Below are 23,955 nucleotides of genomic sequence, written 5' to 3' on the forward strand. Positions count from 1 at the left end.
GACGTGTCCGAAGCGGTGCTCAGAACAAATCATTACTGACTTGCTTTGTTGTTATAAATGTTTTCCAAAGGAATCTCCCACAATCATCACCGCTAGAAACGGATCAAACTGCACGAGGTTTTGGCATTTGACATTGTGCACGCTGTTGAGTTCTCAAGGATCGGATGCTCCCCGCTTCACACCCCAAAAAGGCGATCAACTCGAAGGCAACTTCTCTATCTTACACGATCTTCACGCGGTCATGACCACTGATTCTCAGATGAACTGAGACGCGGTTGTTCTCGCGTTTCGAAGCTTGTGAGCTTCGCGACCGGGACTTGCAATCTTAGGCTTGAAAGCCGTGTTTCGCAACTCGAGGTTGCGGACCTTATGGCTAAGATTCGATCCCCACTTGAGGCCGGCGAGCTGATCCGCTCTGCCGCACCTTTGGGGTGATGAGTAAGAATTTACGTGGCCGCAGGAGACCTCGCAAATCGGCCGTGCACGCCGGGCGTGTCGCTCCCAGCTTGACGGATACTGACGATATGAGTCCCTCTCGGGTACGCCCGCTACTCCCCCGGATTCTCGCGGATCTGGGCGACGATGCGTCGCTCGCAGCGGCCGTCGTGGATCCTGAGAACGCCGTTCCGCTGGCTTCCCGTCTGCCGATCGGCTCCCTCGCACAGGACAGCGTCGACGCGGCCGCCCTCGAGGCGGCCGCGCTCGTGCTCGCGAGGACGGGCTCGCTCCCCACCGTCGGCTCCGACCCGCGTCGCATCGCCGCCGCCTACTCGAGCGAGCGATGGTTCGCGGTCGATGGCGAGACACCCGACGCCTGGGCGCCGTTGTCCGGGTTCTGGAAGGCGACCGACGGCTGGGTGCGCACCCACGGCAACTACCCGCATCACGCCGAGCGACTCCGCACAGCGCTCGGCCTCGATCCCGACGCCGACGCCGCTGCCATGCGGGAGCGGGTGTCGCGCTCGGGCTCCGCGGAGATCGCCGACCTGATCAGCGCTGCCGGTGGAATCGCCGTCCCCGTCGGGCGACGGGCCGAAGCGGCCGAGCGCGCTGCCACTCGTCTCCTGCTCGAGGCCGTCAGCGTGGGCCGCGCGCCGGCTCGCTCCTGGCGCGGTGGCGGTTCGCCGCTCAGCGGCATCCGCGTGCTCGACCTCACCCGCGTGATCGCGGGACCAGTGGCGACGCGCACCCTCGCCTTGTTCGGGGCCGATGTGCTTCGGATCGACTCCCCCGGCCTTCCGGAGATCGGGTGGCAGCACCTCGATACCGGCGCCGGCAAACGGAGCGCATTGCTCGACCTCCAGGAGCTCGACGATCGGCACGCTTTCGATGACCTGCTCGCCGAGGCCGACGTGGTGGTACTCGGTTACAGGCCCGAGGCTCTGCAACGGCTGGGCCTCGCCCCCGCCGCCATCGCCGCGCGACATCCCGGAATCGTGATCGGGCGGCTGTCGGCCTGGGGCTTCGACGGGGCGGATGCCGGGCGCCGGGGCTTCGACAGCATCGTGCAGGCCGCATCCGGAATCTCATGGATCGAGTCGGCTGACGGCACCGCTCCCGGCGCGCTGCCGGCGCAGGCCCTGGACCATTCGGCCGGCTACCTGCTCGCCGCCGGGATCATGTCGCGGGTGCGACGCCAGCGGGCCGAGGGCGGAAGCCATCTCGTGTCGGTATCGCTCGCCAGGGTCGCGGCGGAGCTGCTGACCCTGCCCGATGATGCCGGAGCCGAGTCCGACCTCGGGCTCGGCGACCAGACGCAGGAGTTCGCGACGTCGGCGGGGCTGGTGCGATCGGTCGGGCCCGCGCCGCACTTCGACGGCTCGCCCGAGTGGTTCACTGCCGGGCCGCATCCGTGGGGAACCGATTCCGCGGGGTGGCTCGCCCGCTGACGTTCGTCGGGCGCAGGCTTCGACGGCCCTCAGCGAGCAGGAGTCACAGGACGAAGACGCCGGCCAGGGTCTTCTTCCCTCGACGGAGAACAGCCATGCCCGACGGCAGCGTGGAGTCCGCGATCGTCGCCGCGTCGTCGGTGACCTTGACACCGTTGATGGAGACCCCGCCCTGGGCGATGGCCCGCCGAGCCTCGCTGATGCTTCCGCTCAGGCCGGTGTCGAGCAGGAGCTGCACCACCGTGGCCGTCGGTGACGTCGTGGTGTTCGGCAATTCGCGCAGCGCGCTCTCGAGCGTCTCGGAGTCGAGGGCGGCGATGTCGCCCTGACCGAAGAGAGCGTCGGCGGCCGCGATCGCCTTGTCTGTGGCATCCGCTCCGTGAACCAGGCTCGTGACCTCCCGCGCGAGGGTACGCTGCGACTCACGACGGAACGGCTCACTGGCGACGAGCGCCTCGAGCCGCTCGATCTCGCTCCGGTCGAGGAAGGTGAACACCTTCAGGCGACTGATCACGTCGGCGTCGTCGGTGTTCAGCCAGAACTGGTAGAAGGCGTACGGGCTGACCAGGGCCGAATCCAGCCAGATGGCGTTGCCCTCGCTCTTGCCGAACTTGGTGCCGTCGCTGTTCGTGATGAGCGGCGTCCCGATGGCGTGAACGCTCACTCCCTCGGCCCGGTGGATGAGGTCGGTGCCGCTGGTGAGGTTGCCCCACTGGTCGCTGCCGCCGGTCTGGAGGACGCATCCGTACTGACGGAAGAGTTCGAGGTAGTCGTAGCCCTGCAGTATCTGGTAGCTGAACTCGGTGTAGCTGATGCCGGCGTCCGAGTTGAGCCTGGCGGCGACGGCGTCCTTCTTGATCATCGTTCCGACGCGGTAGTGCTTGCCGATCTCGCGGAGGAAGTCGATCGCCGACAGCGGCGCCGTCCAGTCGAGGTTGTTGACCAGGCGCATGCCGTTGTCGCCCTCGGCGCTGAGGAATCTGGAGACCTGCCCCTGCAGGTACCCCACCCACTCGGACACGGTCTCGCGGGTGTTCAGGGTGCGCTCCGCGGTGGGCCGGGGATCACCGATCAGGCCCGTCGACCCGCCGACGAGGCCGAGCGGCCTGTGGCCGGCGAGTTGGAGTCGGCGCATGACGAGCAGCTGCACCAGGTTGCCGAGGTGCAGGCTCGGAGCTGTCGGGTCGAAGCCGCAGTAGAAGGTGATGGGGTCGCCCGCCAGAAGCTCCTGGAGCTCGCTCGCATCGGTCGAGACGTGCACGAGGCCGCGCCAGACGAGCTCCTCCCAGATGTCGGAGAAGCTCGGGTCATTGGCCTGCTCGGCGAGGATGGCTGGGTCGGACACGCCTGCAAGGTTACCAGCGGGGGTGGGCGGCGGAATGAAGCCTCTCGCCTAATGTCGCCGAAATGAAGCTTCAGAACTTCAATCATTTGGAGTAAGCTTGCAACCTTCACTGGGAGGTGTTCATGTTCGTCATCACGGCAGATCAGGTCGATTCCCGGCACGACGTCGACCGAGCGGATGCCGCACTCGCCGCGCTCGAGTCCGCCTATGGCGAGGACCTCGCCCTCCCGATCGACCAGACGGCCGGCGATGAGATCCAGATCCTCACCCCCACGGCGGCGTCGGCCCTCGCGATGGTGGTGGCCCTCGCCCGCAGCGGGCACTGGAGCATCGGCCTGGGCGTGGGAGACGTACGCGCACCCCTGCCCGATGCGGCGCGGAAGGCGACAGGCCCGGCCTTCATCGGCGCCAGGGAAGCCGTCGACGCCGCCAAACGCTCGGACTCGCGGTTCGCGCTGCGCGCACCTGACGCCCCGGAGCGCGCCGACATCGTCGAGCCCCTCATGAGCATGCTCCTGCTCATCCGCTCCCGCCGCTCCGAACAGGGGTGGGAGGTCGCCGACCTGATGCGCGCCGGGCACTCCCAGAAGGAAGCGGCTGGCATACTCGGGATATCGGCCGCCGCCGTGAGCCAACGCCTGCGGGCTGCGCTCTGGCGGGTCGAGGAAGACGCTCGAGAATCCCTCGGCGTCCTCCTGGCCGAACTCGATGCAGAGGCGTCGCCACCGACGCGGAATGGAACGGACACCACCGAATGATCGCTGTCACCATCATCGTCTGGCTGCTGCTCGTCCTCGTGCTGGGTGCCGGAGCCACCTTCGCCGTCATCGCCTTCCTGCGACCGGATCGGACGATGACCTGGGCTGCAGCAGGCTCCCTCGGCGCGGCATTCGTGCTCGCCTGGCTGGCGATCGGCCAGGTCGAGCCGCTGCTCACGATCGTCGTGGTGGTCGGGGCCGTCACGCTCGCGGTGTTCGGCGGCGGACCGGCCGCGGTGTTCGCGCTCGACCTCGCGACGAAGGGCAGCGTGCGCAACGGCGTGCACGGAGGCATCCTCGTCGAGGGCATCCGCTCCGATGGCGAGCCGACAGGCCGCGAGATCCTGCGAGGCGGCCAGACCATCGGCGTCCTGGAGCGCTTCGCCACAGTGGCGACGATCATCGCCGGATTCCCCGAAGGACTGGCGATCGTGGTGGCCGTCAAGGGTGTCGGCAGGTTCACCGAACTCGAATCGTCCGAGGCTCGCGAGCGGTTCATCATCGGCACCATGGCCAGTCTCATCTGGGCCTGCCTGTGCGGGGCCGTCGTGCACCTCGCCCTGAACTGAGGCCGACGGCCATTCGCTCAGTCGTGCGAGCGCGCGTGCCGACGATAGACCGAGACCGTCGGGTCGCCGGGGATCCAGAACCGCCAAGGGAACGCTGCTCCTCCGCCGGCGCCTGAGACGCCGACGCGGGGGCCGCTCGCGACGTCGGCTGCTGCATCCGCCTCCATCAGGGAGAAGGGGCCCGCGAAGAGGTCGGCGCCGTTCTCGTCGAGGCTGATTCCGAGGGCGTTCGCGAGTCGAGCCGGACCGCGCGCCAGATCGCGATCGGAGGTCGCCGAGGGGCGGCGCCGTCGCGCGAGGTCGACGCCGTCGATGACCTCGCCGGCGCGAAGGAGCAGGGCGGATGCCGTACCCGGTGCCGAGCACACGATGTTGACACAGGTGTGCATCCCGTAGGTGAAGTAGGCGTAGAGGTGGCCGGCCTCCCCGAACATCGCGACAGTGCGCGGGGTCATGCCCCGATGAGCATGCGAGCCCGGGTCCTCTCCGGTGCCGCGATACGCCTCGACCTCGGTGAGGCGGACAGCGACAACGCCCTCCGGCGTGCGGTGGCTGAGGACTGCGCCCAGCAGCCGAGGCGCGAGCTCGACGGCATCGTGCGACAGGGCTGAGCGGTCGAGCATGGCCGGATCAGGCTCGCGTCGGCGTCAGGCCCTCGGCGAGCACGCGCACCCGCGCGGTGAGGGCGGCGAGCTGCTCGGCGACACGCTCGGGAGCCGTGCCTCCCAGACCAGTACGGCTGGCGACAGATCCCGACACCGTGAGCACCTCGCGTACGGCAGGGGTGAGGTGTGGGGAGATGCCGGCGAGGACGTCATCCGGGACCTCGTGGAGGTCGAGGTCGTTCGCTTCGGCGTAGGCGACGACGGAACCGGAGAACTCGTGCGCATCACGGAACGGGACATGCTGCTTGACCAGCCATTCCGCGATGTCCGTGGCCAGCGAGAATCCCTGCGGTGCGAGCTCGGCCATGCGATCGGTGTGGAAGCGCAGGGTGGCGACCATTCCGGTGAACGCCGGCAGGAGCACCTCCAGCGTGTCGACCGAGTCGAACACCGGCTCCTTGTCCTCCTGGAGGTCGCGATTGTAGGCGAGCGGCAGGCCCTTGAGGGTGGTGAGGAGACCGGTGAGGTTGCCGATGAGGCGACCGGCCTTCCCCCTCGCCAGCTCGGCGATGTCGGGGTTCTTCTTCTGCGGCATGATCGACGACCCCGTGGAGTAGCCGTCGTCGAGCGTGACGAAACCGAACTCGCGCGTGTTCCAGAGGATGATCTCCTCCGCGATGCGGGAGAGGTCGACGCCGATCTGCGCCGTGATGAAGGCGAACTCGGCGACGAGGTCGCGGCTCGCCGTCCCGTCGATGGAGTTCTCGACGACGCTGGAGAAGCCGAGCTCGCGGGCCACGAGGGCGGCATCCAGGCCGAGAGTGTTCCCGGCGAGCGCGCCGGAGCCGTAGGGAGAGGCATCCGCTCGGCGTCCCCAATCGGCGAGGCGGTCCAGGTCGCGGACGAACGGCCAGCAGTGCGCCAAGAGGTGGTGCGCGAGGAGCACGGGCTGGGCGTGCTGCAGGTGCGTGCGTCCGGGCATGATCGCACCGTCGTGGGCGCTGGCCTGGGCGGCGAGAGCGTCGATCAGGTCGATGAGCAGCTCGGCGATGCGTGCGGCGTGGTCGCGCAGGTAGAGGCGTACGAGGGTGGCGATCTGGTCGTTGCGGCTGCGGCCGGCACGCAGCTTTCCGCCCAGTTCCGGCCCGACGACGGTGATGAGTGCGCCCTCGAGGGCGCCGTGCACGTCTTCGTCGCTCGGCGCTGCGATGAGCTCGCCGCTCTCGATGCGGGAGAGCAGGGTGTCCAGGCCCGCGAGCATGGCCGACAGCTCGTCGTCGCTCAGGTAGCCGGCGGCGGCGAGCGCCCGCGCGTGAGCTCGGGATCCGGCGATGTCGTACCCGGCCAGGCGCCAGTCGAAGTGCGTGGACCGGCTGAGCAGCTGGAGTTCGGGAGACGGTCCGGACGCGAAGCGCGCTCCCCAGAGCGATCCCTCGTTCGTCCCGTGCTTCTCGGCCATCAGTTCGCTCCGTTCTGCTCGAGCAGCCAGACCAGCAGGGCCTTCTGGGCGTGCAGGCGGTTCTCGGCCTCGTCCCAGATGATCGACTGCGGCCCGTCGATGACATCGGCGGCGACCTCGAAACCGCGGTCGGCGGGAAGGCAGTGCAGGAACACGGCATCCGCTGCAGCCCGCTTCATGAGATCCGCGTCGACGCTGTAGGCGCCGAAGGCGGCGACGCGCGCGGCCTTCTCGTCCTCCTTGCCCATCGACACCCAGGTGTCCGTGACCACGACGTCGACGCCATCGACCAGTGCGGCGGCATCCGCCCCCACCGTGACGGACCCGCCCGTTGTCGCTGCAATGGCGCGCGCATCGGCCACGACCTGATCGGACGGCTCGAACCCGGCAGGCGACGCCACCTTGACGTGCATCCCGGCCGTGGCGCCGGCGAGCAGGTAGGACTGCGCCATGTTGCTGGCGCCGTCGCCCAGGAAGGTGAGGCTGAGACCCGCGAGCTCTCCCTTGTGCTCGCGCAGGGTGAGCAGGTCGGCGAGCAGCTGGCACGGGTGGAAGTCGTCGGAGAGGGCATTGACGACCGGAACTGTCGTTCCCTCGGCCATCTCCTCGAGACCGGCCTGGCCGTAGGTGCGCCACACGATGGCGGAGACCATGCGCTCGAGAACGCGGGCGGTGTCGCTCGGGGTCTCCTTGCCGCCCAGCTGGCTGTTGGCGGTGGAGATGATGAGCGGCGAGCCGCCGAGGTCAGCGATTCCGACGGCGAAGGAGACCCTGGTGCGCGTCGACGACTTGTCGAAGATGACTGCGACGGTCTGCGGTCCGGCGAGCGGCTTCACGGCGTAGCGGTCGCGCTTCAGCTCGACGGCCAGGTCGAGGATGGCGGCCTGCTCGGCCGGCGTGATGTCGTCGTCGCGGAGGAAGTGGCGGGTCATGTGGTCTCTTTCGCGGTGACGGGGCGGACGCTCTCGAGAGCGCGGGTGAAACGGGCTGTGAACTCCGCGATCTCGGTGTCGCCGATGATGAGAGGCGGGGCGATGCGGATGCTCACGGGATTCGGGGCGTTGATGATGAGGCCTTCGCGCAGGGCCGCTGCGACGACCTCGGAGGCGACTGGCTCGGAGAGGGAGATGCCGAGCAGCAGACCCGCTCCCCTCACCCCGGTGACGAGGGGAGAGTCGATTCCGGTGATGGCCGCGCGCAGCTGCTGCCCCCGGAGTTCGGCGTTCGCCACGAGGCCGGCCGACTCGATCTCCTGCAGGACGGCGTTGGCCGTTGCCGTTGCGAGCGGGTTGCCGCCGAAGGTGCTGCCGTGCTGGCCCGGACCGAAGAGCTCGGATGCCGCCCCATAGGTCACGAGGGCGCCGATGGGGAAGCCTCCGCCGATGCCCTTGGCCAGCGTGACGGCATCCGGAACGATCCCGGCGTGCTGGAAGCCGAACCAGCGACCCGTGCGCCCGGCACCGGTCTGGATCTCGTCGATGATGAGCAGCGCACCGTGCTGGGTGGTGAGCTCGCGGGCGCGCTCGAGGAAGCCGTCGGGCAGCGGGCGCACCCCGGCCTCTCCGAGGATCGGCTCGACGAACAGCGCGGCGACGGTGCCGTCGATGGCTCGCTCCAGCGCGTCGAGGGTCGGCTCGATGTGCTCGACGCCGCCGGGTACCGGCTCGAAGTCCGCGCGCATCGACGGCTTGCCACTGAGGGCGAGGCCGCCCATGGTGCGCCCGTGGAACGAGTCGACGAGGGTGATGATGCGGGTGCGCTCCCCCGTGGACTGCAGGCGCGCGAGCTTGAAGGCGGCCTCGTTCGCCTCGGCGCCGGAGTTGCCGAAGTAGACACGGCCCCTCTCCCCTGCGCCGGTGAGCCGCTTGAGGCGTTCGGCGAGGGCGACCTGCGGCTCGGTGGCGAAGTAGTTCGAGACGTGGGCGAGGCGTGCCGCCTGCGCCGAGACAGCCTCGACGAACACCGGATGCGCGTGGCCGAGCGAGTTGACAGCGATTCCGGCGAGGAAGTCGAGATAGCTCATCCCGTCCATGTCCCAGACCCAGCAGCCCTCGCCGCGGTCGAGCATCCCCAGCGGGGTCGCCATGCTGCCCATCATCGACTGGTGGAAACGATCATGCCAGGCGTTCATGCGGGCACCACCTCCGTTCCGATGCCGCTCTGCGTGAAGATCTCGAGCAGGATCGCGTGCGGCTCGCGACCGTCGATGATGGCGGCCTTCGCGACGCCGCCGTCGACGGCGTCGAGGCAGGCGGCCATCTTGGGGATCATGCCCGACTCCAGCGTGGGGAGCAGTTCGCGCAGTTCGGGGGCGTCTATGACCGAGACGAGCGATTCGCGATCGGGCCAGTCGCGGTAGAGCCCGGCGACGTCGGTGAGGATGACCAGTTTCGCGGCCCCCAGTGCGATGGCGAGCGAAGCCGCCGCCGAGTCGGCGTTGACGTTGAGCGACTGCCCCGGAGTGTCGACATCCGGCGCGATCGAGGAGACGACGGGAATGCGGCCGGCATCCAACTGAGCGAGGACCGCGGCGGGGTCGACCTCGATGACGTCGCCGACGAGCCCGAGGTCGATCTCCTCGCCGTCGACGACGGCTCCACGCCGGCGCCCCTTGAACAGTCCGGCGTCCTCTCCGGAGAGTCCGGCCGCGAGGGGACCGTGTCCGTTGATCGAACTCACCAGCTCGCGGTTCACCTGGCCGGAGAGCACCATACGCACGACGTCCATGGTCTCGGGGGTCGTCACCCTGTAGCCGCCTCGGAACTCGCTGGCGATGCCGAGCCTGTCGAGCATCGACGAGATCTGCGGACCACCGCCGTGCACGATGACGGGGCGGATGCCGGCATAGCGGAGGTAGACCATGTCCTCGGCGAATGCACGCTGCAGCTCGGGGCTGACCATGGCGTTGCCGCCGAACTTCACGACGATGATCTGGTCGTGGAAGCGCTTCAGCCAGGGCAGCGAGTCGATGAGGATCTGCGCCTTGGAGGCAGCCGTGGCTGCGGCGGCATCGGGGATCGTGTCTTCGAGGGTCATCGGTGCCTCCTAACTCGCGTACGCGCTGTTCTCGTGCACGTAGTCGTGCGTGAGGTCGTTGGTCCAGATGGTGGCCTGCGCCTCGCCGACCTGCAGGTCGATGAGCACGTGCACGGCGCGCGGCGAGAGGTCGACCTCGTCGCGGGGGCGGTCGGGGCGACCTTCGGAGCAGACGCGCACGCCGTTCATCGAGACGTCGACGTTGTAGGGATCGAACGTCGCGCTGGTGGTTCCGATGGCGGCCAGTACGCGGCCCCAGTTCGGATCGTTGCCGAAGATCGCGGCCTTGAAGAGGTTGTTGCGGGCGACGGAGCGGCCGACCTCGACGGCCTCGAGCTCGCTCGCCGCCCGGACGACCTCGATGGCGATGTCGTGGCTGGCACCCTCGGCGTCGGACTGCAGCTGCAGCGCGAGGTCGCGGCAGACCTCGGTGAGGGCCGCCGTGAAGTCCTCGATCTCCGGCGTGATCCCGGAGGCGCCGGAGGCGAGCAGCGACACCTGGTCGTTGGTCGACATGCAGCCGTCGGAATCGAGCCGATCGAAGGTCACGCGGGTGGCCGAGCGGAGCGACGCATCGAGGGCGGATGCCGTGAGGAGGGCATCCGTCGTGATGACGACGAGCATGGTGGCGAGGCCCGGTGCCAGCATGCCGGCCCCCTTGGCGATGCCGCCGAGGCTCCAGCCGTCACGCTGCACGACGGTGGTCTTCGGCTTGGAGTCCGTGGTCATGATCGCCCTGGCGGCGTCGGCTCCCCCGTCGGCACTCAGCGCGGCTGCGGCGGTCGCGACTCCGGCTGCCAGCAGTTCGGCGTCGAGCTGATCGCCGATCAGGCCGGTGGAGCAGACGAGCACGTCACCGGCGGAGACGTCGAGCGCCTCGGCCGCGGCCTCGGCCGTGCGATGCGTGACCTGGAAGCCCTGCGGGCCGGTGAAGCAATTGGCCCCGCCGGAGTTCAGCACGATCGCGCTGGCGACGCCGTCGACGATGACCTGCTGCGACCAGAGGATGGGGTTCGCCTTGGCACGGTTGCTCGTGAACACGACAGCCGCCTGCTGCGACGGGCCGCGATTGACGATGAGGGCGAGGTCGGGGGCGCCGGAGCTCTTGATCCCCGCTGAGATTCCGGATGCCTCGAAGCCGAGGGGGGCTGTGACTGTCACGGTGCTACTCCGTTCACGGGGAGACCTGTCGTCTCCGGCAGGCCGAGGGCGATGTTCGCCGACTGGATGGCGGCACCGGCTGTGCCCTTGACGAGATTGTCGACCGCGGCCGTCACCACGACACGACCGGCGGCCTCGTCGATGGAGAGCCCGATCAGAGCCGTGTTCGCTCCCTGGACATCGGCCGTGCGCGGCTGATCTCCCTCGGGCAGCAGCTGCACGAACCGCTCGCCGTCGTACGCGGTCTCCCAGGCGCGACGGATGCTCGCGGCATCCGTGCCGGGAACGATGCGCGCTGTCGACACGGCGAGGATCCCGCGCGACATCGGCACCAGCATCGGCGTGAAGGAGATGGTGGGGGACGTGGCGCCGGCCGCCCGCAGAGCCTGCTGGATCTCGGGGATGTGGCGATGGCTCCCACCGACGGCATAGGGGCTGGCCGAGCCGAGGATCTCGCTCGCGAGGAGGTTGACCTTGAGGCTCTTGCCGGCACCCGACGGCCCGACCGCGAGGACGGAGACGAGGTCGCGCTCCTCGATGACGCCGGCCAGGATGCCGGGCGCGAGCGAGAGTGCGACGGTGCTGGCGTTGCAGCCCGGGGCTGCGATACGGCGGGATGCGGCGAGGTCGGCGCGCTGATCGCCGGTCGTGCGCGGGAGTTCGGGAACGCCGTAGGTCCATGCCCCGTAGTGCTCTCCGCCGTAGAACGCGGCCCAGTCGGTCTCGCTCTCGAGCCTGTGGTCTGCGCCGCAGTCGATGACGAGAGTCTCGGGCGCGAGGTGCTCGGTCACCTCCCCCGACTTGCCGTGCGGAAGCGCGAGGAAGACGACGTCATGGCCGGCGAGCACTTCGGGAGTCGTCGGCTGCAGCACGAGGTCGCCGTAGCTGCGCAGATGGGGCTGCGCCGCGATGAGCTTCTGCCCGGCGTTCTGGTGCGCGGTGACAGTGCGCACCTCGAGATCGGGATGCGAGGCGAGGAGGCGGAGCAGTTCGCCGCCTGCATAGCCGGATGCGCCGGAGACGGCGACCGAGAACGTCATGATTCCACCTTAGGGTCGAGAGCAGTCGAGGCTGATGCGGCGACGCTCACGACGAACGGCTTCACCGTCGTTGCGAGGTCGCCTAGAGTCGGCGCTCGACCCGGCGTCGGAGCAGCACGGAACCCACGCGCGCGATGCGCGAGACGGTGGGCTGTGCGGTGGACATGCAGCGACCCTACCGGGCGGTGACACAATCGTGCAAATGACGCAAGAATCTGGCGTGATGCGCGCTCACTGCGGATGAACTGCGGCTCCATGGGGCCGCATCCGAACCGGCTGCGCTGTCGAATCTGCGCCACGCCACCGATGCTTCGGGGGCGCGGTGCAGATTCAACAGCGCAGCGGCATTAGTCGCGCAGGTGCGCCCCGAAAAGCTCCGCGGCCCGTGCGGCACCGGCGAGCTTCGCCTCCGTCGCCTCCGCCGCCGTGAGCGTGCGGTCGGCGGCACGGAAGCGCAGCGCGAACGTCAGGCTCTTGGTGCCATCGGGCAGCCCGGCTCCGCGGTAGTCGTCGACGAGGCGGGCGTCCTCGAGGAGCTCGCCCGCACCGTCGACGACGGCCGAGCGGACGGCGGCTGCCGGCACATCGGTCGCGACGACGAGTGACAGGTCCTGCGTCGCCGCCGGTTTGGTCTGCACCGGGCGCGCGTGGATCTCCGACCGGCCGAGGCGGATCAGCGCGTCGAGGTCGAGCTCGACGGCTGCCACCGTGCGGGGCAGGTCTGCGGATGCGGCGAGGTCGGGCAGCAGTTCGCCGGCGAAGCCGACGGTCTCCCCTGCCGCGGCGATCCGCGCTGTGCGACCCGGGTGGAACGCCGGGTGCGCGCCCTGCTCGATGACGAGTTCGACGTCGAGGGCCGTGCCGAGCCGGCGGGCGACGCCGATGGCGTCCTGCCAGTCCCAGGCGACAGCCGCCTGACCGGGCTGGCGGGCGACGGCGTTGCCGATGAGGAGCGCCGCGACGTTCTGCGGCTGCCGCGGGATTCCGGCGTCGAGCTCGGCGAGCACGGAGTCGTCGGGTCGCGCGTCGCCGATCGGCAGGGTCGCCGATCCGAAGGCGCCCGAAGACGACGGCAGCGAGACGAGCCCGGTCTCGAAGATCGCGAGATCGGTGGTGCCGCGCGACAGGTTGCGGTGCGCGATCTCGGCCAGGCCTGGCAGCAACGAGGTGCGCAAGAACGGACGAGCGCCGTCGAGCGGGTTCGCGACGCGCACGGGCCGGGAGATCTCGCCCTCGAGGCTGGCGAAGGCAGCGGCATCCGTCGCCCCCACGAACGGATAGGCGAGAACCTCGGTCAGGCCGCTCCCCGCGAGCACGTTCAGGGTGATGCGGCGAAGGCGCTGGGCGCGGGTCAGGCCACGGCCAGGAGGCGCGACGGGCAGGACGGCCGGGATGCGGTCGTAGCCGTTGATGCGTGCAACCTCCTCGGCGAGGTCGGCCTTGCCGACGATGTCGGGGCGCCAGCTCGGCGGTGTGACGACGAGCCCGCCGTCGCCCTGCTCGACCTGCGCGCCGATCTCGACCAGCACCGTGCGGATCTCCTCGTCGGTGTACTCGACGCCGATGAGGCCGGAGACGAAGCCGTCGGGAAGGAAGACCGACTCGCGGGGCTCCGGTCGTGCCGTGCTGGTGGCGGCCTCCTCGACGGTGCCGCCGGCCAGTTCGGCTAGCAATTGGGCGGCGCGGGCCGCTGCGGCTTCAGCGACGGCCGGGTCCACTCCACGCTCGAAGCGCTTGGATGCCTCGCTCGGGAGCTTGTGGCGGCGGGCGCTGCGGGCGATCGACACGGGGTCGAAGTTCGCGGCCTCGATGAGGACGTTGACGGTGTCGCTGCCGATCTCGGTGCGGGCACCGCCCATGACACCCGCCAGACCGATCGGCCCCGACCCGTCGGTGATGAGGAGGTCCTCGGGGTGGAGGATGCGCTCCTTCTCGTCGAGGGTGACGATGCTCTCGCCGGCTGCGGCCCGGCGCACGACGATGCCTCCGACGAGGGTGTCGAGGTCGTAGCCGTGCAGCGGCTGGCCGAGTTCGAGCATCACGTAGTTGGTGATGTCGACGACGAGCGAGATGGAACGGATGCCGGCCAGCTTCAGGCGCGCGATCATCCACGCCGGGGTGCGCCGTGTCGGGTCGACGCCGCGCACGATGCGGGTGACGAACGTCGAAGCACCCACGCGGCCGCGCACGGGAGCGTCGTCGGCGATGGTGACGGGGAACGCGCTCGAACCGCTGCCGGCTCCGGCGAGGGCCGGGTCGCGGAAGGCAGCGCCCGTGGCGTGGGCGTACTCGCGGGCGACGCCGCGGATGGAGAAGGCGTAGCCGCGGTCGGGGGTGACGTTGATCTCCACGGCGGCGTCGTCGAGCGAGAGCAGGCTGATCGCATCCGTTCCCACGGCGGGATCGAGGTCGAGCTCGGCCAGGCGCAGGATGCCGTCGTGCTCGTCCCCGAGACCGAGCTCGCGTGCCGAGGCGATCATGCCGTCGGAGACGTGGCCGTAGGTCTTGCGAGCGGCGATCGGGAACGGGCCGGGCAGCACGGATCCGGGCAGGGTCACGACGACCTTGTCTCCGACGAAGAAGTTGCCGGCACCGCAGACGATGCCGTGTACGGCGTCGCCGCCGTCAGCCGCCGTCTCACCGTCGGGGGCGACGCGCACCTGGCACCAGCGGATGGTCTTGCCGTTGGACTGGGGCTCTTCGACGAACTCGAGGACCTCGCCGACGACGATCGGACCGCTCAGCTCGAAGCCGTGCACGTCCTCCTCTTCGAAGCCGACGCTGACGAGGGCCTCATGGAGCGAGCCCGTCGTCGTACCGGGAACGAGGTCGACGTACTCCGCCAACCAGCTCAGGGGAACTCTCACGACTAGACCACCATTCCGAACTGCTGGCTGAACCGCACATCGCCCTCGACGATGTCGCGCATGTCCTCGACGTCGTTGCGGAACATGAGCGCACGCTCGATGCCCATGCCGAAAGCGAAGCCGGAGTAGACCTCGGGGTCGATGCCCGCTGCCTTCAGCACATTGGGGTTGATCATCCCGCAGCCGCCCCACTCGATCCAGCGGGCCCCGCCGACGAAGGTGGGGTGCCAGACGTCGAGCTCGGCCGACGGCTCGGTGAACGGGAAGTAGTTCGGGCGCAGGCGGATCTTCGCGCCGTCGCCGAACAGCGTGCGCGCGAAGTGCTCCAGAGTGCCGCGCAGGTGCGCCATGGTGAGGCCCTTGTCGACGGCCAGCCCCTCGAACTGCGTGAACACCGGGGTGTGGGTGGCGTCGAGCTCGTCGGTGCGGAAGACCCGGCCGGGGGCGAGAACGTAGATCGGCACCTCGCGCTCGAGCATGGTGCGCACCTGCACCGGACTCGTGTGCGTGCGCAGTACCAGGTGCGCCTCGGGCGGATCGATGAAGAAGGTGTCCTGCATGGCGCGCGCGGGGTGGTCGGCGTCGAAGTTGAGCGCGTCGAAGTTGAACCACTCGCTCTCGAGTTCCGGCCCCTCGGCGATCTCCCAGCCCATGCCGACGAAGACGTCGATGACCTGGTCCTGCAGCAGCGAGAGGGGGTGGCGGGCACCGCTGGCCTGACGCACCGCGGCTGCAGTGACGTCGACACGCTCCGCCTCGAGCCGGGCGGATGCCTCGGCTTCGACGATGGCCGACTCGCGAGCAGCGAAGGCCTGGTTCACCTGTCCGCGCGCCTGGCCCACCAGCTTGCCGAGGGCGGCCTTCTGGTCGTTCGGGACACTGCGCAGCAGGCCGTTGAGTCGCGCGAGCGGGGATGACTCCCCCGTGTGCTCGGTGCGGACCGTCTTGAGGGCGGTGGAGTCGGATGCTGCCGCGATGGCCGCGATGGCCGCCTCGACGGCGGCGCCGACACTCGCCTCGGTGATTTCGGTGGGTTCAGACACGAGGCACAAGTTTACCGGCGCGGCGCGGCCCGCCGCGAACGTGTCCGGATCACCGGAGTCGACTGTGCCGCGATCGCACGCTACGACCTGTGGGCGAACGCCGATTCGTAGAGGCAGACCGAGGCCGCCGTCGCGAGATTCATCGATTCGGCGCTGCCGTAGATCGGTACCGACACGGCACGGTCGGCGAGAGCGAGCTTGTCGTCGGGCAGGCCCCGGGCCTCGTTGCCGAACAGCCAAGCGGTCGGTGCGTCGAGCAGTCCGTCGCGGCGGGCTGCGAGCAGGTCGTCACCCTTGATGTCGGCTGCCAGGATCTGGAGGCCGGCGGCACGGGCGCGGTCGCGGACGTCCTCGAGCTCGACGTCGACGGCGATCGGCAGGTGGAAGATGGAGCCGGTCGAGGAGCGCACGACCTTGGGGTTGTAGAGGTCGACGCTGCGACCGGTGAGGATGACGGCGTCGGCGCCTGCGGCATCCGCTGCCCGCACGATCGTTCCGGCGTTGCCGGGGTCGCGCACTTCCTCGAGGATGGCGATGAGGCGGGGGCCCGCAGCGAAGATGTCCTTCACCGACGTCGGGAACTGCTGGCACACGGCGACGAAGCCCTGCGGGGTGACGGTGTCGCTCATGGCTTCGAGCACCTGCTCGGTGACGTACTCGACCTCGATGTCGGCGTCGGCAGCGAGCTGGGCCAGCTCCGGGTAGCGCTCGAGGGCCGTTGGCGTGGCGAACAGGTCGATCACGAGATGGGGCTTGAACGTGAGGGCCTCGGAAACCGCCTGCGGACCTTCGAGGAGGAAGTACCCGCTGTCGACACGGGCGGGCTTCTTGGCGAGCTTGGCGACAGCGCGGACACGGGGCGAGCGCGGGTTCTCCAGCATGCGGCCAAGTCTACCGATGGGATGCGAACGGCCCCGTCACCTGCTGGTGACGGGGCCGTTCGGGATTCGCTGAGCGCGAGGGCGACTAGCGCGCGACGGGCGCGTTCACGTCGGCCGGGAGAGCCTTGCGGGCGGTCTCCACGAGAGCGGCGAAGGTGGCGGGCTCGTTCACGGCGAGGTCCGCGAGGATGCGACGGTCGACACCGACACCCGCGAGGCCGAGGCCCTGGATGAGACGGTTGTACGTGAGGCCGTTCGCACGCGAAGCCGCGTTGATGCGCTGGATCCACAGGCGACGGAAGTCACCCTTGCGGGCGCGACGGTCGGCGTAGCTGTAGACGAGCGAGTGGGTGACCTGCTCCTTGGCCTTGCGGTACAGGCGCGAACGCTGGCCGCGGTAACCCTGGGCGCGCTCGAGGATGACCCGACGCTTCTTGTGGGCGTTGACCGCCCGCTTTACTCTTGCCATTTCTCTGTCTTCCTAACGTGTTGCGCGGCTCAGCGGCCGAGAAGCTTCTTGATGACCTTGGCGTCGGCCGGAGCCAGCACCTGGTCCTGGTTGAGGCGGCCCTTGCGCTTCGAGGCCTTCACCTCGAGGTTGTGACGCATGCCGGCCTGCTGCTTCATGATCTTGCCGCTGCCGGTCACCTTGAAGCGCTTCTTGGACCCGGAGTGGGTCTTCTGCTTAGGCATTGTTTTCCTCCTGCTTGGATGCCGCCTTGGTGGCGGCCTTGTGTGCGTTGGCCTCGGCCTTTGCCTCTGACTTGTTCTTCAGAGGGCCGATGACCATGACCATGTTGCGACCGTCGATCATGGGGGTCGATTCGACAGAACCGAACTCCGCCACATCTTCGGCGAATCTCTGGAGAAGACGCACGCCCTGGTCGGGACGGGACTGCTCACGGCCGCGGAACAGGATCATGGCTTTGACCTTGTCGCCGGCCTTGAGGAAGCCCACTGCGCGCTTCATCTTGGTTTCGTAGTCGTGCTTGTCGATCTTCAAACGGAAACGAACCTCTTTGAGGATCGTGTTCGCCTGATTGCGTCGGGCTTCTTTGGCCTTCTGCGCCGCTTCGTACTTGAACTTGCCGTAGTCCATGATCTTGGCGACAGGCGGCTTGGAGTTGGGAGCAACCTCCACGAGATCGAGGTCGGCCTCCTGCGCAAGACGCAGTGCTGCCTCGATCTTGACGATGCCGACCTGCTCACCAGCTGGTCCCACGAGGCGGACCTCGGGAACGCGGATGCGGTCGTTTGTACGGGGATCGGTGATGCGAGTCTCCTCTAATCGTGCTTCAACGCTGTCGCGCGACGGGATGCCGCACGGCATCGAGAGGGGAAATCCACATAGTCCTCGCGTGATTTCACAACACGCTGTACTACGGCACCCTGTCTACTTCCCCATCGTGAGACGAGGAAGCGGAGTGCAATCAACCCGGTAACCTAGTGAAGCGGTCAAGCGCGGGTGGGAGAATCTCCACTTTCGTTTCCAACCAGAAATGGCCGGAAGCCTGCATCAGTCTAGCAGAGGATTTCAGTGAGTCACAGTTCAGAGCACGTCAGCCCCTACGACGACGCCGAGGACGCCTCCATCGGCGCCACCCGCGATATCGCGGAGGTGCCGGCCGTCGAGGTCATCACGACCGCCGCCGTGCACCTCATGAGCGCCGCCGCGGTGAAGTGCGGCCTCGCCGACGACCCGGAGTCGCAGATCGACCTCGATGAAGCGCGCAAGCTCATCAACGCCCTCGCCGGACTGATCACGGCCGGTGCTCCCGAGATCAGCGACATGCACGCCAGGAGCCTCCGCGACGGCCTGCGCTCGCTGCAGCTCGCGTTCCGGGAGGCGTCGAGCATCCCCGATCCGATCGGCAAGGGCCCCGGCGAGAAGTGGACCGGCCCGGTCACCTAGGCTGCGCTGCGGCTGCGGACTCCGTCCGGGCCTCAGCGAACGACTAACTCTGGCAGCGCGGACACCACCACGTCTCGCGCTGCTCGAGCTCGGTGCGGCCGAGCTGCCCGTGCTGGATGCGCGTGCCGCAGCGGCGGCACGGCTTGCCGGCGCGTCCGTAGACCCAGAGCCGCTGGCCGTTGCGGTCGACGCCCGTGGTCGTGCGGGCGGTTCTGTCGACGTTGGCCGTGATGAGGCGATGAGCGAGCGCCACCAGGCCAGCGGCATCCGGAACCTCCTGCATCGGACGCTGGGGCCGGATGCCGCGCAGGAAGCACAGCTCGTTCACGAAGACATTGCCGAGCCCGGCCAGATTGCGCTGGTCGGCCAGCGCCACCGCCACCGGGACCTCGGGATGCGCCTCGAGGTTGGCGACGGCCAGGCCGGCGTTCCAGTCGGAGCCGAGCAGGTCGGGTCCGAGATGGCCGACCGCAGTGCTCTCGTCGACTGTGGCGACGATCTCGAGCACGCCGAGTTCGAAGCCGACGGCGACCCAGTCGGCCGTCTCGAGGACGATGCGCGCCTGGAACGCGGGTCGCTGCCACGTGGTGCCGTGGCGGTAGAGATGCCAGGCGCCCTCCATCTTGAGGTGGGAGTGCACGGTGAGATCGCCCGCGTGCAGCAGCAGGTGCTTGCCTCGGGAGACGACGTCGTCGACAGTGCGGCCGCTGAGGTCGACCGTCGCGAAAGCCGGAACACGGATGTCGCACACGGTGATGAGCGCTCCGGCGAGCGCCGAGTTCAGCGACCTGGCGGTGCGGAAGACGGTGTCACCCTCTGGCATGGTCGTCGGCGCCCGATCAGACCCGCGCGCTCAGGCGCAGGCCGCGGGGAGTCTCGCTGAAACCGGCGCCCCGGAGGGCGAGTCCGGCCGGGACGCCGAGCACGAACAGGCCGTTGACGGTCTCGACGGCGAGTTTGCGCATGCCTCCGCGGGACACGGCCGACGCCAGGGAGGACGCTGCCGCCGCGAGCACGGTCTCGTCGTCGGTGAACGCCAGCATCGTCTTGCCGCCGCGCTCGACGTAGAGCGCGATGCCGCCGTCGACGAGGACGACGAGGGCGCCGGCCTTGCGGGCCGGGCGATGGGTGGTGCCCTCGGGGAGAGCCGGCCAGGCGAGGGCGGCACCGAAGGGGTTGGCCGGATCCGTCGCGGCGAGAGTGAAGGCCACAGGTGCCGGCGGCGCCGATCCGTCGTCACGGTCCGCGTTGCTGCGGAGGCGGTCGACCGCTCCCGGAGCGGCGAACTGAGCGGCACCGAGCTTGTCGACGAAGTAGCCGCGGCGGCTGCGGCCAGAGTCCTCGAACTCGCGCAGGGTGCGGTACACCAGCGCGAAGCCGCCGATCACGCCTTCGGCCACGACAGCGCCACGGGTCACCACGCCGTAGCGCTCGAGAAGGGTCTCGCCGAGCGCGTGCGCCCGTCGGGTGGCCGAGCCGTCGGGGAGGGGCAGGATCGACCAGCGACCGGCGACGGTCGGCGGTCCGCCCCGGCTGGGCATCTTCGCCCGCGGCAGCGCTCGACCCCGGTGCATCCGCGCGCGGGGCGCCGCACGCTGCGGTTTGTGGGCACTGCGCCCGCCGGCCACCAGAGCCCGGACCGGGGCGAAGGTGTCGTTCGTGACCAGTCCCGACCAGGCGAGGTCCCAGAGCGCGTCGACGAGGGCCGAGTCGTCCTCCGAGCCGACGGCATCCGACAGCTGACGGAAGAAGAACGCCCCACCGGACCCGAGACTGGAGAGGACCTCGCGCTGCAGGGCCGTCGTCTCGGCCTCGAGCGAGATGGGCAGGGTGAGCGCGGCGGTGTCGGCCAGATGCAGGCTGATCCAGCCGTCGTCGCCGGCGAGCGATCCCGAGCCGCACCACACCACCTCACCCGTCGCCATGAGCTCGTCGAGCATGGCCGGGCTGTAATCGGAGACCCTGGCGGGAAGGACCAGCGATTCCCAGGCCGACGCGGGCAGCCGGGCGCCCTCGAGTTGCTCGATGACGGATGCCACTCCATCGAGCCCACGAAGCCTGCCGCCGACGTGCTGCCACGCCGGGAGGAAGCGTGCGAGGGCACGCTGCTCCACCGGCTCGATCTCGTGCCGCAATGCGGCGAGGGAACGTCGTCGGAGCTTGCGGAGCACCTCGGCATCGCACCACTCGGCGCTCGTGCCGTTGGGCCGGAACTCCCCCTCGACGATGCGCCGCGCCTCGGCCAGCCGGCGGAGGGCGGACCGGGCGACGGCGATGCCGATGCCGAGTCGCTCGGCGACCTCCTCGGTGGCGAAGGGTCCGTGGGTGCGTGCGTACCGGCTGATGAGGTCGCCGAGCGGGTCGGCGACGGCTTCGAGATACGCCTCGGGCACGCCGACCTGGATCGGGACGCCGAGGGCATCGCGCAGCCGCCCGACGTCATCGATGGCTGCCAGTCGATCGGCCCCGGCCACGGCCGTGCGGATGATGCGCTTGGCGCGCAGCAGTTCCTCGACGTGCTCGCCCACCGCGGGCAGGGTCTCGGCCGTGACCCGTGCACGGATCTCCTCGACGGAGAGCGCCCCCAGTCCGCGCAGGAGGTCGACGATGCCCTCGAGCCCCTTGGCCCGGCGGTCGGGCGCCAGTCGTTGCAGCTCGCGCTCGGTGTCGTCGATGACCGCGGGGTCGAGCAGCTCCCGCAGCTCCACCCGCCCGAGCAGCTCGGCCAGCAGGGTGGAGTCGATGGCGAGCGCCGCCGCCCGCCGCTCCGCGAGCGGGCTGTCGCCCTCGTACATGAAGGCGCCGACGTAACCGAACAGGAGGGTGCTCGCGAACGGGCTCGGAGCATCCGTCGTCGTCTCCACCAGACGGATGCCGCGCGATCCGATCTCCCGGGCCAGGCCCAGCATCGACGGCAGGTCGTAGACGTCCTGCAGGCACTCGCGCAGGGTCTCGAGGATGATCGGGAAGGTCGGGAAGGTGCGGGCGACGTCGAGCAGCTGGGCCGACTTCTGGCGCTGCTGCCAGAGCGGGGAACGCGTGCCCGGCCTGTAGTGCGGCAGGAGCAGGGCCCGCGCCGCGCACTCGCGGAACCGCGACGCGAACAGTGCGGATCCGCCGACCTCGTCGGTCACGAGCTGCTCGAGCTCGTCGGCCTCGAAGACGAACAGTTCCGCTCCGGGAGGCTCCACCCCGGTATCGGGGATGCGCACGATGATGCCGTCGTCGCTGGCGATGGATGCGCCGTCGATGCCATGACGCTCGCGCACGCGCGCACTCACCGCGAGCGCCCACGGCGCGTGCACGTTCATGCCGTACGGGGAATGCAGGATGACCCGCCAGTCTCCGAGCTCGTCGCGCACCCGCTCGACCACGAGTGTGCGGTCGGTCGGGACCTGGCCTGTCGCCGCCCGTTGGTCTGCGAGGAACGCGATGAGGTTCGTCGCCGCCCTGTCATCGAGTCCACCCGCACGGATGCGGCTTCTCGCGTCGGCATCCGTCGCCGACGAGACGTCGCGCATGAACTCGCCGAGAGCGCGACCGAGTTCGGCCGGACGGCCGAGCGAGTCGCCCTTCCAGAACGGCAGGCGTCCGGGTTGGCCGAATGCCGGCGTGACGTTCACGCGGTCGTGGGTGATCTCCTGGATGCGCCAACTGGTGGCGCCGAGGGCGAAGACGTCGCCGACGCGCGACTCGTAGACCATCTCCTCATCGAGTTCACCGACGCGACGGCCCGTGAGCTCGTCGCCGCCGACGAGGAACACCCCGAACATGCCGCGGTCGGGGATGGTGCCGCCGCTCGTGACGGCGAGGCGCTGGGCCCCGGGCCGCCCGGTGAGGATCCCGGCCTCGCGGTCCCACACTATGCGCGGCCGGAGCTCGGCGAACTGGTCGGACGGATAGCGCCCGGCGAGCAGGTCGAGTGTGGCCTCGTAGGCGGAGCGGGGAAGCGCGGAGAACGGGGCGCTCCGCCGCACCGTGTCGAACCAGGCGTCGACGCCCTGCTGGTCGAGCGCCACGGCGGCCACGGTCTGCTGCGCGAGGATGTCGAGCGGATTCGCCGGGATGTGCAGCGTCTCGATGGCACCGGCGAGCATACGCTCGGCCGTGACGGCGGCGTGCACGAGGTCGGCACGGTGCTTCGGGAAGATCACCCCGCGGGACACTTCGCCCACCTGGTGGCCGGCACGGCCGACGCGCTGCAGACCGCTGGCCACCGAAGGCGGCGACTCGACCTGCACGACGAGGTCGACGGCGCCCATGTCGATGCCGAGCTCGAGGCTGGAAGTGGCGACCACGCAGCGCAGACGACCCGACTTGAGGTCGTCCTCGATCTCGGCTCGCTGCTCCTTGCTCACGGATCCGTGGTGCGCTCGGGCCAGCAGCGGCTCCGCGCCCTGCATCTGCCCGGCTTGCCCCATGAGGGCGGCCGGAGGGGCGGCATCCGTCGACAGGGATTCGCCCGTTCGTTCGGCGTAGATGTCGTTGAGCCGTGCCGTGAGCCTCTCGGCAAGGCGACGGGAGTTCGCGAACACGATCGATGATCGGTTCTCGAGCACGCGGTCGACGATCGCCTCCTCGACATGCGGCCAGATCGATCCCGTCTGCGGCGATGCCGCGGACGTCGCACCCTCACGCTCGGGCGCCGGAGGCAGGTCGGCCATGTCGTCGACCGGAACCACGACGCGCAGGTCGAAGCGCTTCTCGGATGCCGGGGCGACGATCTCGACCGGGGCGCTGGCGCAGAGGAAGCGCGCCACCTCCTCGGGTGGGCGCACCGTGGCGGAGAGGCCGATGCGCTGGGCCGGCCGCTCGAGCAGATCGTCGAGGCGCTCGAGCGAGACGGCGAGGTGAGCGCCGCGCTTGGTGCCGGCGACGGCGTGGATCTCGTCGACGATGATCGTCTCGACCGTGCGGAGGGTGTCACGCGCGGCCGAGGTGAGCATGAGGAACAGCGACTCCGGCGTCGTGATGAGGATGTCGGGCGGCGACTTCTGCAGGGTGCGGCGGTCGGATGCCGGGGTGTCGCCCGAGCGCACGCCGACGCTCACGTGCGGCGGCTCGATGCCGAGCCTGTCGGCGACCCTGGCGATGCCGACGAGCGGCGCGCGCAGGTTGCGCTCGACGTCGACGCCGAGGGCCTTGAGCGGAGAGATGTAGAGCACCCTTGTGCCGGGCTGGTCGTCCGCGGCCTTCCCGTGCAGCGCGTCGAGCGACGACAGGAAGGCGGCGAGGGTCTTGCCGGATCCCGTCGGTGCCACGACGAGAGCATGCGAACCGCGGCCGATGGCGTCCCAGGCGCCGGACTGCGCGAGAGTGGGCGCGCTGAAGGCCTCGTCGAACCACGTGCGCGTGGCCGGCGAGAACCGGTCGAGGGCGGAACCCATGCG

20 protein-coding genes are annotated in these 23,955 nt (G+C 69.4%); 4 read left to right on the top strand and 16 right to left on the bottom strand.

Features of this window, described 5'->3' with window-relative positions; genetic code table 11:
- Positions 1–605 precede the first annotated feature (605 nt).
- Positions 606–1,889 (top strand): CoA transferase, encoded by a 1,284-nt coding sequence (locus ASF30_RS20470; RefSeq protein ID WP_055911143.1) that lies wholly within the window; start codon positions 606–608, stop codon positions 1,887–1,889.
- A 43-nt stretch (positions 1,890–1,932) separates the two neighbouring features.
- Here the strand turns inward: ASF30_RS20470 and tyrS are convergent, their stop codons facing one another.
- Positions 1,933–3,234 carry a tyrosine--tRNA ligase gene (gene tyrS, locus ASF30_RS20475; RefSeq protein WP_055911145.1) on the bottom strand — a complete coding sequence of 434 codons (1,302 nt, stop codon included), beginning with the start codon at positions 3,232–3,234 and terminating at the stop codon, positions 1,933–1,935.
- Between the two features lie 122 nt (positions 3,235–3,356).
- On the opposite strand from tyrS, the gene ASF30_RS20480 reads away from it, so the two are divergent.
- Together ASF30_RS20480 and ASF30_RS20485 are read left to right on the top strand one after the other, a co-directional pair.
- Positions 3,357–3,992: a SatD family protein gene (locus ASF30_RS20480; protein WP_055911352.1), complete on the top strand. Its 636-nt coding sequence runs from the start codon at positions 3,357–3,359 to the stop codon at positions 3,990–3,992.
- Positions 3,989–4,561 (top strand): hypothetical protein, encoded by a 573-nt coding sequence (locus ASF30_RS20485; protein WP_055911147.1) that lies wholly within the window; start codon positions 3,989–3,991, stop codon positions 4,559–4,561. The genes ASF30_RS20480 and ASF30_RS20485 overlap by 4 nt, the downstream gene beginning before the upstream one ends.
- A 17-nt stretch (positions 4,562–4,578) precedes the next feature.
- Here the strand turns inward: ASF30_RS20485 and ASF30_RS20490 are convergent, their stop codons facing one another.
- From ASF30_RS20490 to infC, 13 genes are all read right to left on the bottom strand, one after another.
- Positions 4,579–5,184: a DNA-3-methyladenine glycosylase gene (locus tag ASF30_RS20490; RefSeq protein WP_055911149.1), complete on the bottom strand. Its 606-nt coding sequence runs from the start codon at positions 5,182–5,184 to the stop codon at positions 4,579–4,581.
- Between the two features lie 7 nt (positions 5,185–5,191).
- Positions 5,192–6,625: an argininosuccinate lyase gene (gene argH / locus ASF30_RS20495; protein WP_055911151.1), complete on the bottom strand. Its 1,434-nt coding sequence runs from the start codon at positions 6,623–6,625 to the stop codon at positions 5,192–5,194.
- Positions 6,625–7,557 (bottom strand): ornithine carbamoyltransferase, encoded by a 933-nt coding sequence (gene argF / locus ASF30_RS20500; protein ID WP_055911153.1) that lies wholly within the window; start codon positions 7,555–7,557, stop codon positions 6,625–6,627. The genes argH and argF overlap by 1 nt, the downstream gene beginning before the upstream one ends.
- Positions 7,554–8,723, bottom strand: coding sequence for an acetylornithine transaminase (locus tag ASF30_RS20505; RefSeq protein WP_442914991.1), 1,170 nt, complete (start codon positions 8,721–8,723; stop codon positions 7,554–7,556). Before ASF30_RS20505 ends, argF begins: the two co-directional genes overlap by 4 nt.
- 29 nt (positions 8,724–8,752) lie before the next feature.
- Positions 8,753–9,661: an acetylglutamate kinase gene (gene argB, locus ASF30_RS20510; RefSeq protein ID WP_055911157.1), complete on the bottom strand. Its 909-nt coding sequence runs from the start codon at positions 9,659–9,661 to the stop codon at positions 8,753–8,755.
- A gap of 9 nt (positions 9,662–9,670) precedes the next feature.
- Positions 9,671–10,822, bottom strand: a complete 1,152-nt coding sequence (gene argJ, locus ASF30_RS20515) for a bifunctional glutamate N-acetyltransferase/amino-acid acetyltransferase ArgJ (protein ID WP_055911159.1) — start codon at positions 10,820–10,822, stop codon at positions 9,671–9,673.
- A complete protein-coding gene (gene argC, locus ASF30_RS20520) occupies positions 10,819–11,862 on the bottom strand; it encodes an N-acetyl-gamma-glutamyl-phosphate reductase (protein WP_055911161.1) in 1,044 nt (347 codons plus the stop codon). Before argC ends, argJ begins: the two co-directional genes overlap by 4 nt.
- A 347-nt stretch (positions 11,863–12,209) precedes the next feature.
- Positions 12,210–14,729: a phenylalanine--tRNA ligase subunit beta gene (gene pheT, locus ASF30_RS20525; RefSeq protein WP_055911164.1), complete on the bottom strand. Its 2,520-nt coding sequence runs from the start codon at positions 14,727–14,729 to the stop codon at positions 12,210–12,212.
- Between the two features lie 2 nt (positions 14,730–14,731).
- Complete coding sequence (gene pheS / locus ASF30_RS20530) at positions 14,732–15,772, bottom strand: phenylalanine--tRNA ligase subunit alpha (protein WP_055911167.1); 1,041 nt, start codon at positions 15,770–15,772, stop codon at positions 14,732–14,734.
- A gap of 80 nt (positions 15,773–15,852) precedes the next feature.
- Positions 15,853–16,653, bottom strand: coding sequence for a TrmH family RNA methyltransferase (locus ASF30_RS20535; RefSeq protein WP_055911169.1), 801 nt, complete (start codon positions 16,651–16,653; stop codon positions 15,853–15,855).
- Between the two features lie 85 nt (positions 16,654–16,738).
- Positions 16,739–17,122 (bottom strand): 50S ribosomal protein L20, encoded by a 384-nt coding sequence (rplT, locus tag ASF30_RS20540; RefSeq protein WP_055825341.1) that lies wholly within the window; start codon positions 17,120–17,122, stop codon positions 16,739–16,741.
- 29 nt (positions 17,123–17,151) lie between these two features.
- Positions 17,152–17,346, bottom strand: a complete 195-nt coding sequence (gene rpmI, locus ASF30_RS20545) for a 50S ribosomal protein L35 (RefSeq protein WP_055825339.1) — start codon at positions 17,344–17,346, stop codon at positions 17,152–17,154.
- The gene (gene infC / locus ASF30_RS20550; protein ID WP_082468220.1) at positions 17,339–17,983 is read right to left on the bottom strand and encodes a translation initiation factor IF-3; all 645 of its coding nucleotides are present in this window, start codon (positions 17,981–17,983) and stop codon (positions 17,339–17,341) included. The genes rpmI and infC overlap by 8 nt, the downstream gene beginning before the upstream one ends.
- 207 nt (positions 17,984–18,190) lie before the next feature.
- Here infC and ASF30_RS20555 point away from each other — a divergent pair, with 207 nt between their 5' ends.
- Positions 18,191–18,565 carry a DUF1844 domain-containing protein gene (locus ASF30_RS20555; protein ID WP_157497552.1) on the top strand — a complete coding sequence of 125 codons (375 nt, stop codon included), beginning with the start codon at positions 18,191–18,193 and terminating at the stop codon, positions 18,563–18,565.
- Positions 18,566–18,608: 43 nt separating this feature from the next.
- Here ASF30_RS20555 and ASF30_RS20560 read toward each other — a convergent pair whose 3' ends face one another.
- Together ASF30_RS20560 and ASF30_RS20565 are read right to left on the bottom strand one after the other, a co-directional pair.
- On the bottom strand, positions 18,609–19,388 hold the full coding sequence (locus ASF30_RS20560) for a DNA-formamidopyrimidine glycosylase family protein (RefSeq protein WP_055911173.1): 780 nt from the start codon (positions 19,386–19,388) through the stop codon (positions 18,609–18,611).
- Between the two features lie 16 nt (positions 19,389–19,404).
- Entirely contained in the window at positions 19,405–23,952 is a 4,548-nt protein-coding gene (locus ASF30_RS20565) for an ATP-dependent helicase (RefSeq protein WP_055911181.1), read from the bottom strand.
- Between the last annotated feature and the right edge of the window lie 3 nt (positions 23,953–23,955).

This window comes from Leifsonia sp. Leaf264, assembly GCF_001422325.1.
In the GTDB taxonomy this organism is placed as follows: domain Bacteria; phylum Actinomycetota; class Actinomycetes; order Actinomycetales; family Microbacteriaceae; genus Orlajensenia.

Bases quoted from the DNA above. Each gene is read 5' to 3' on its own strand.
- argF (WP_055911153.1), bottom strand. From the start codon at position 7,557: ATGACCCGCCACTTCCTCCGCGACGACGACATCACGCCGGCCGAGCAG.
- argH (WP_055911151.1), bottom strand. From the start codon at position 6,625: ATGGCCGAGAAGCACGGGACGAACGAGGGATCGCTCTGGGGAGCGCGC.
- rplT (WP_055825341.1), bottom strand. From the start codon at position 17,122: ATGGCAAGAGTAAAGCGGGCGGTCAACGCCCACAAGAAGCGTCGGGTC.
- ASF30_RS20505 (WP_442914991.1), bottom strand. From the start codon at position 8,723: ATGATGGGCAGCATGGCGACCCCGCTGGGGATGCTCGACCGCGGCGAG.
- ASF30_RS20565 (WP_055911181.1), bottom strand. From the start codon at position 23,952: ATGGGTTCCGCCCTCGACCGGTTCTCGCCGGCCACGCGCACGTGGTTC.
- ASF30_RS20480 (WP_055911352.1), top strand. From the start codon at position 3,357: ATGTTCGTCATCACGGCAGATCAGGTCGATTCCCGGCACGACGTCGAC.
- ASF30_RS20490 (WP_055911149.1), bottom strand. From the start codon at position 5,184: ATGCTCGACCGCTCAGCCCTGTCGCACGATGCCGTCGAGCTCGCGCCT.
- argB (WP_055911157.1), bottom strand. From the start codon at position 9,661: ATGACCCTCGAAGACACGATCCCCGATGCCGCCGCAGCCACGGCTGCC.
- ASF30_RS20560 (WP_055911173.1), bottom strand. From the start codon at position 19,388: ATGCCAGAGGGTGACACCGTCTTCCGCACCGCCAGGTCGCTGAACTCG.
- ASF30_RS20485 (WP_055911147.1), top strand. From the start codon at position 3,989: ATGATCGCTGTCACCATCATCGTCTGGCTGCTGCTCGTCCTCGTGCTG.
- ASF30_RS20535 (WP_055911169.1), bottom strand. From the start codon at position 16,653: ATGCTGGAGAACCCGCGCTCGCCCCGTGTCCGCGCTGTCGCCAAGCTC.
- argC (WP_055911161.1), bottom strand. From the start codon at position 11,862: ATGACGTTCTCGGTCGCCGTCTCCGGCGCATCCGGCTATGCAGGCGGC.
- infC (WP_082468220.1), bottom strand. From the start codon at position 17,983: ATGCCGTGCGGCATCCCGTCGCGCGACAGCGTTGAAGCACGATTAGAG.
- rpmI (WP_055825339.1), bottom strand. From the start codon at position 17,346: ATGCCTAAGCAGAAGACCCACTCCGGGTCCAAGAAGCGCTTCAAGGTG.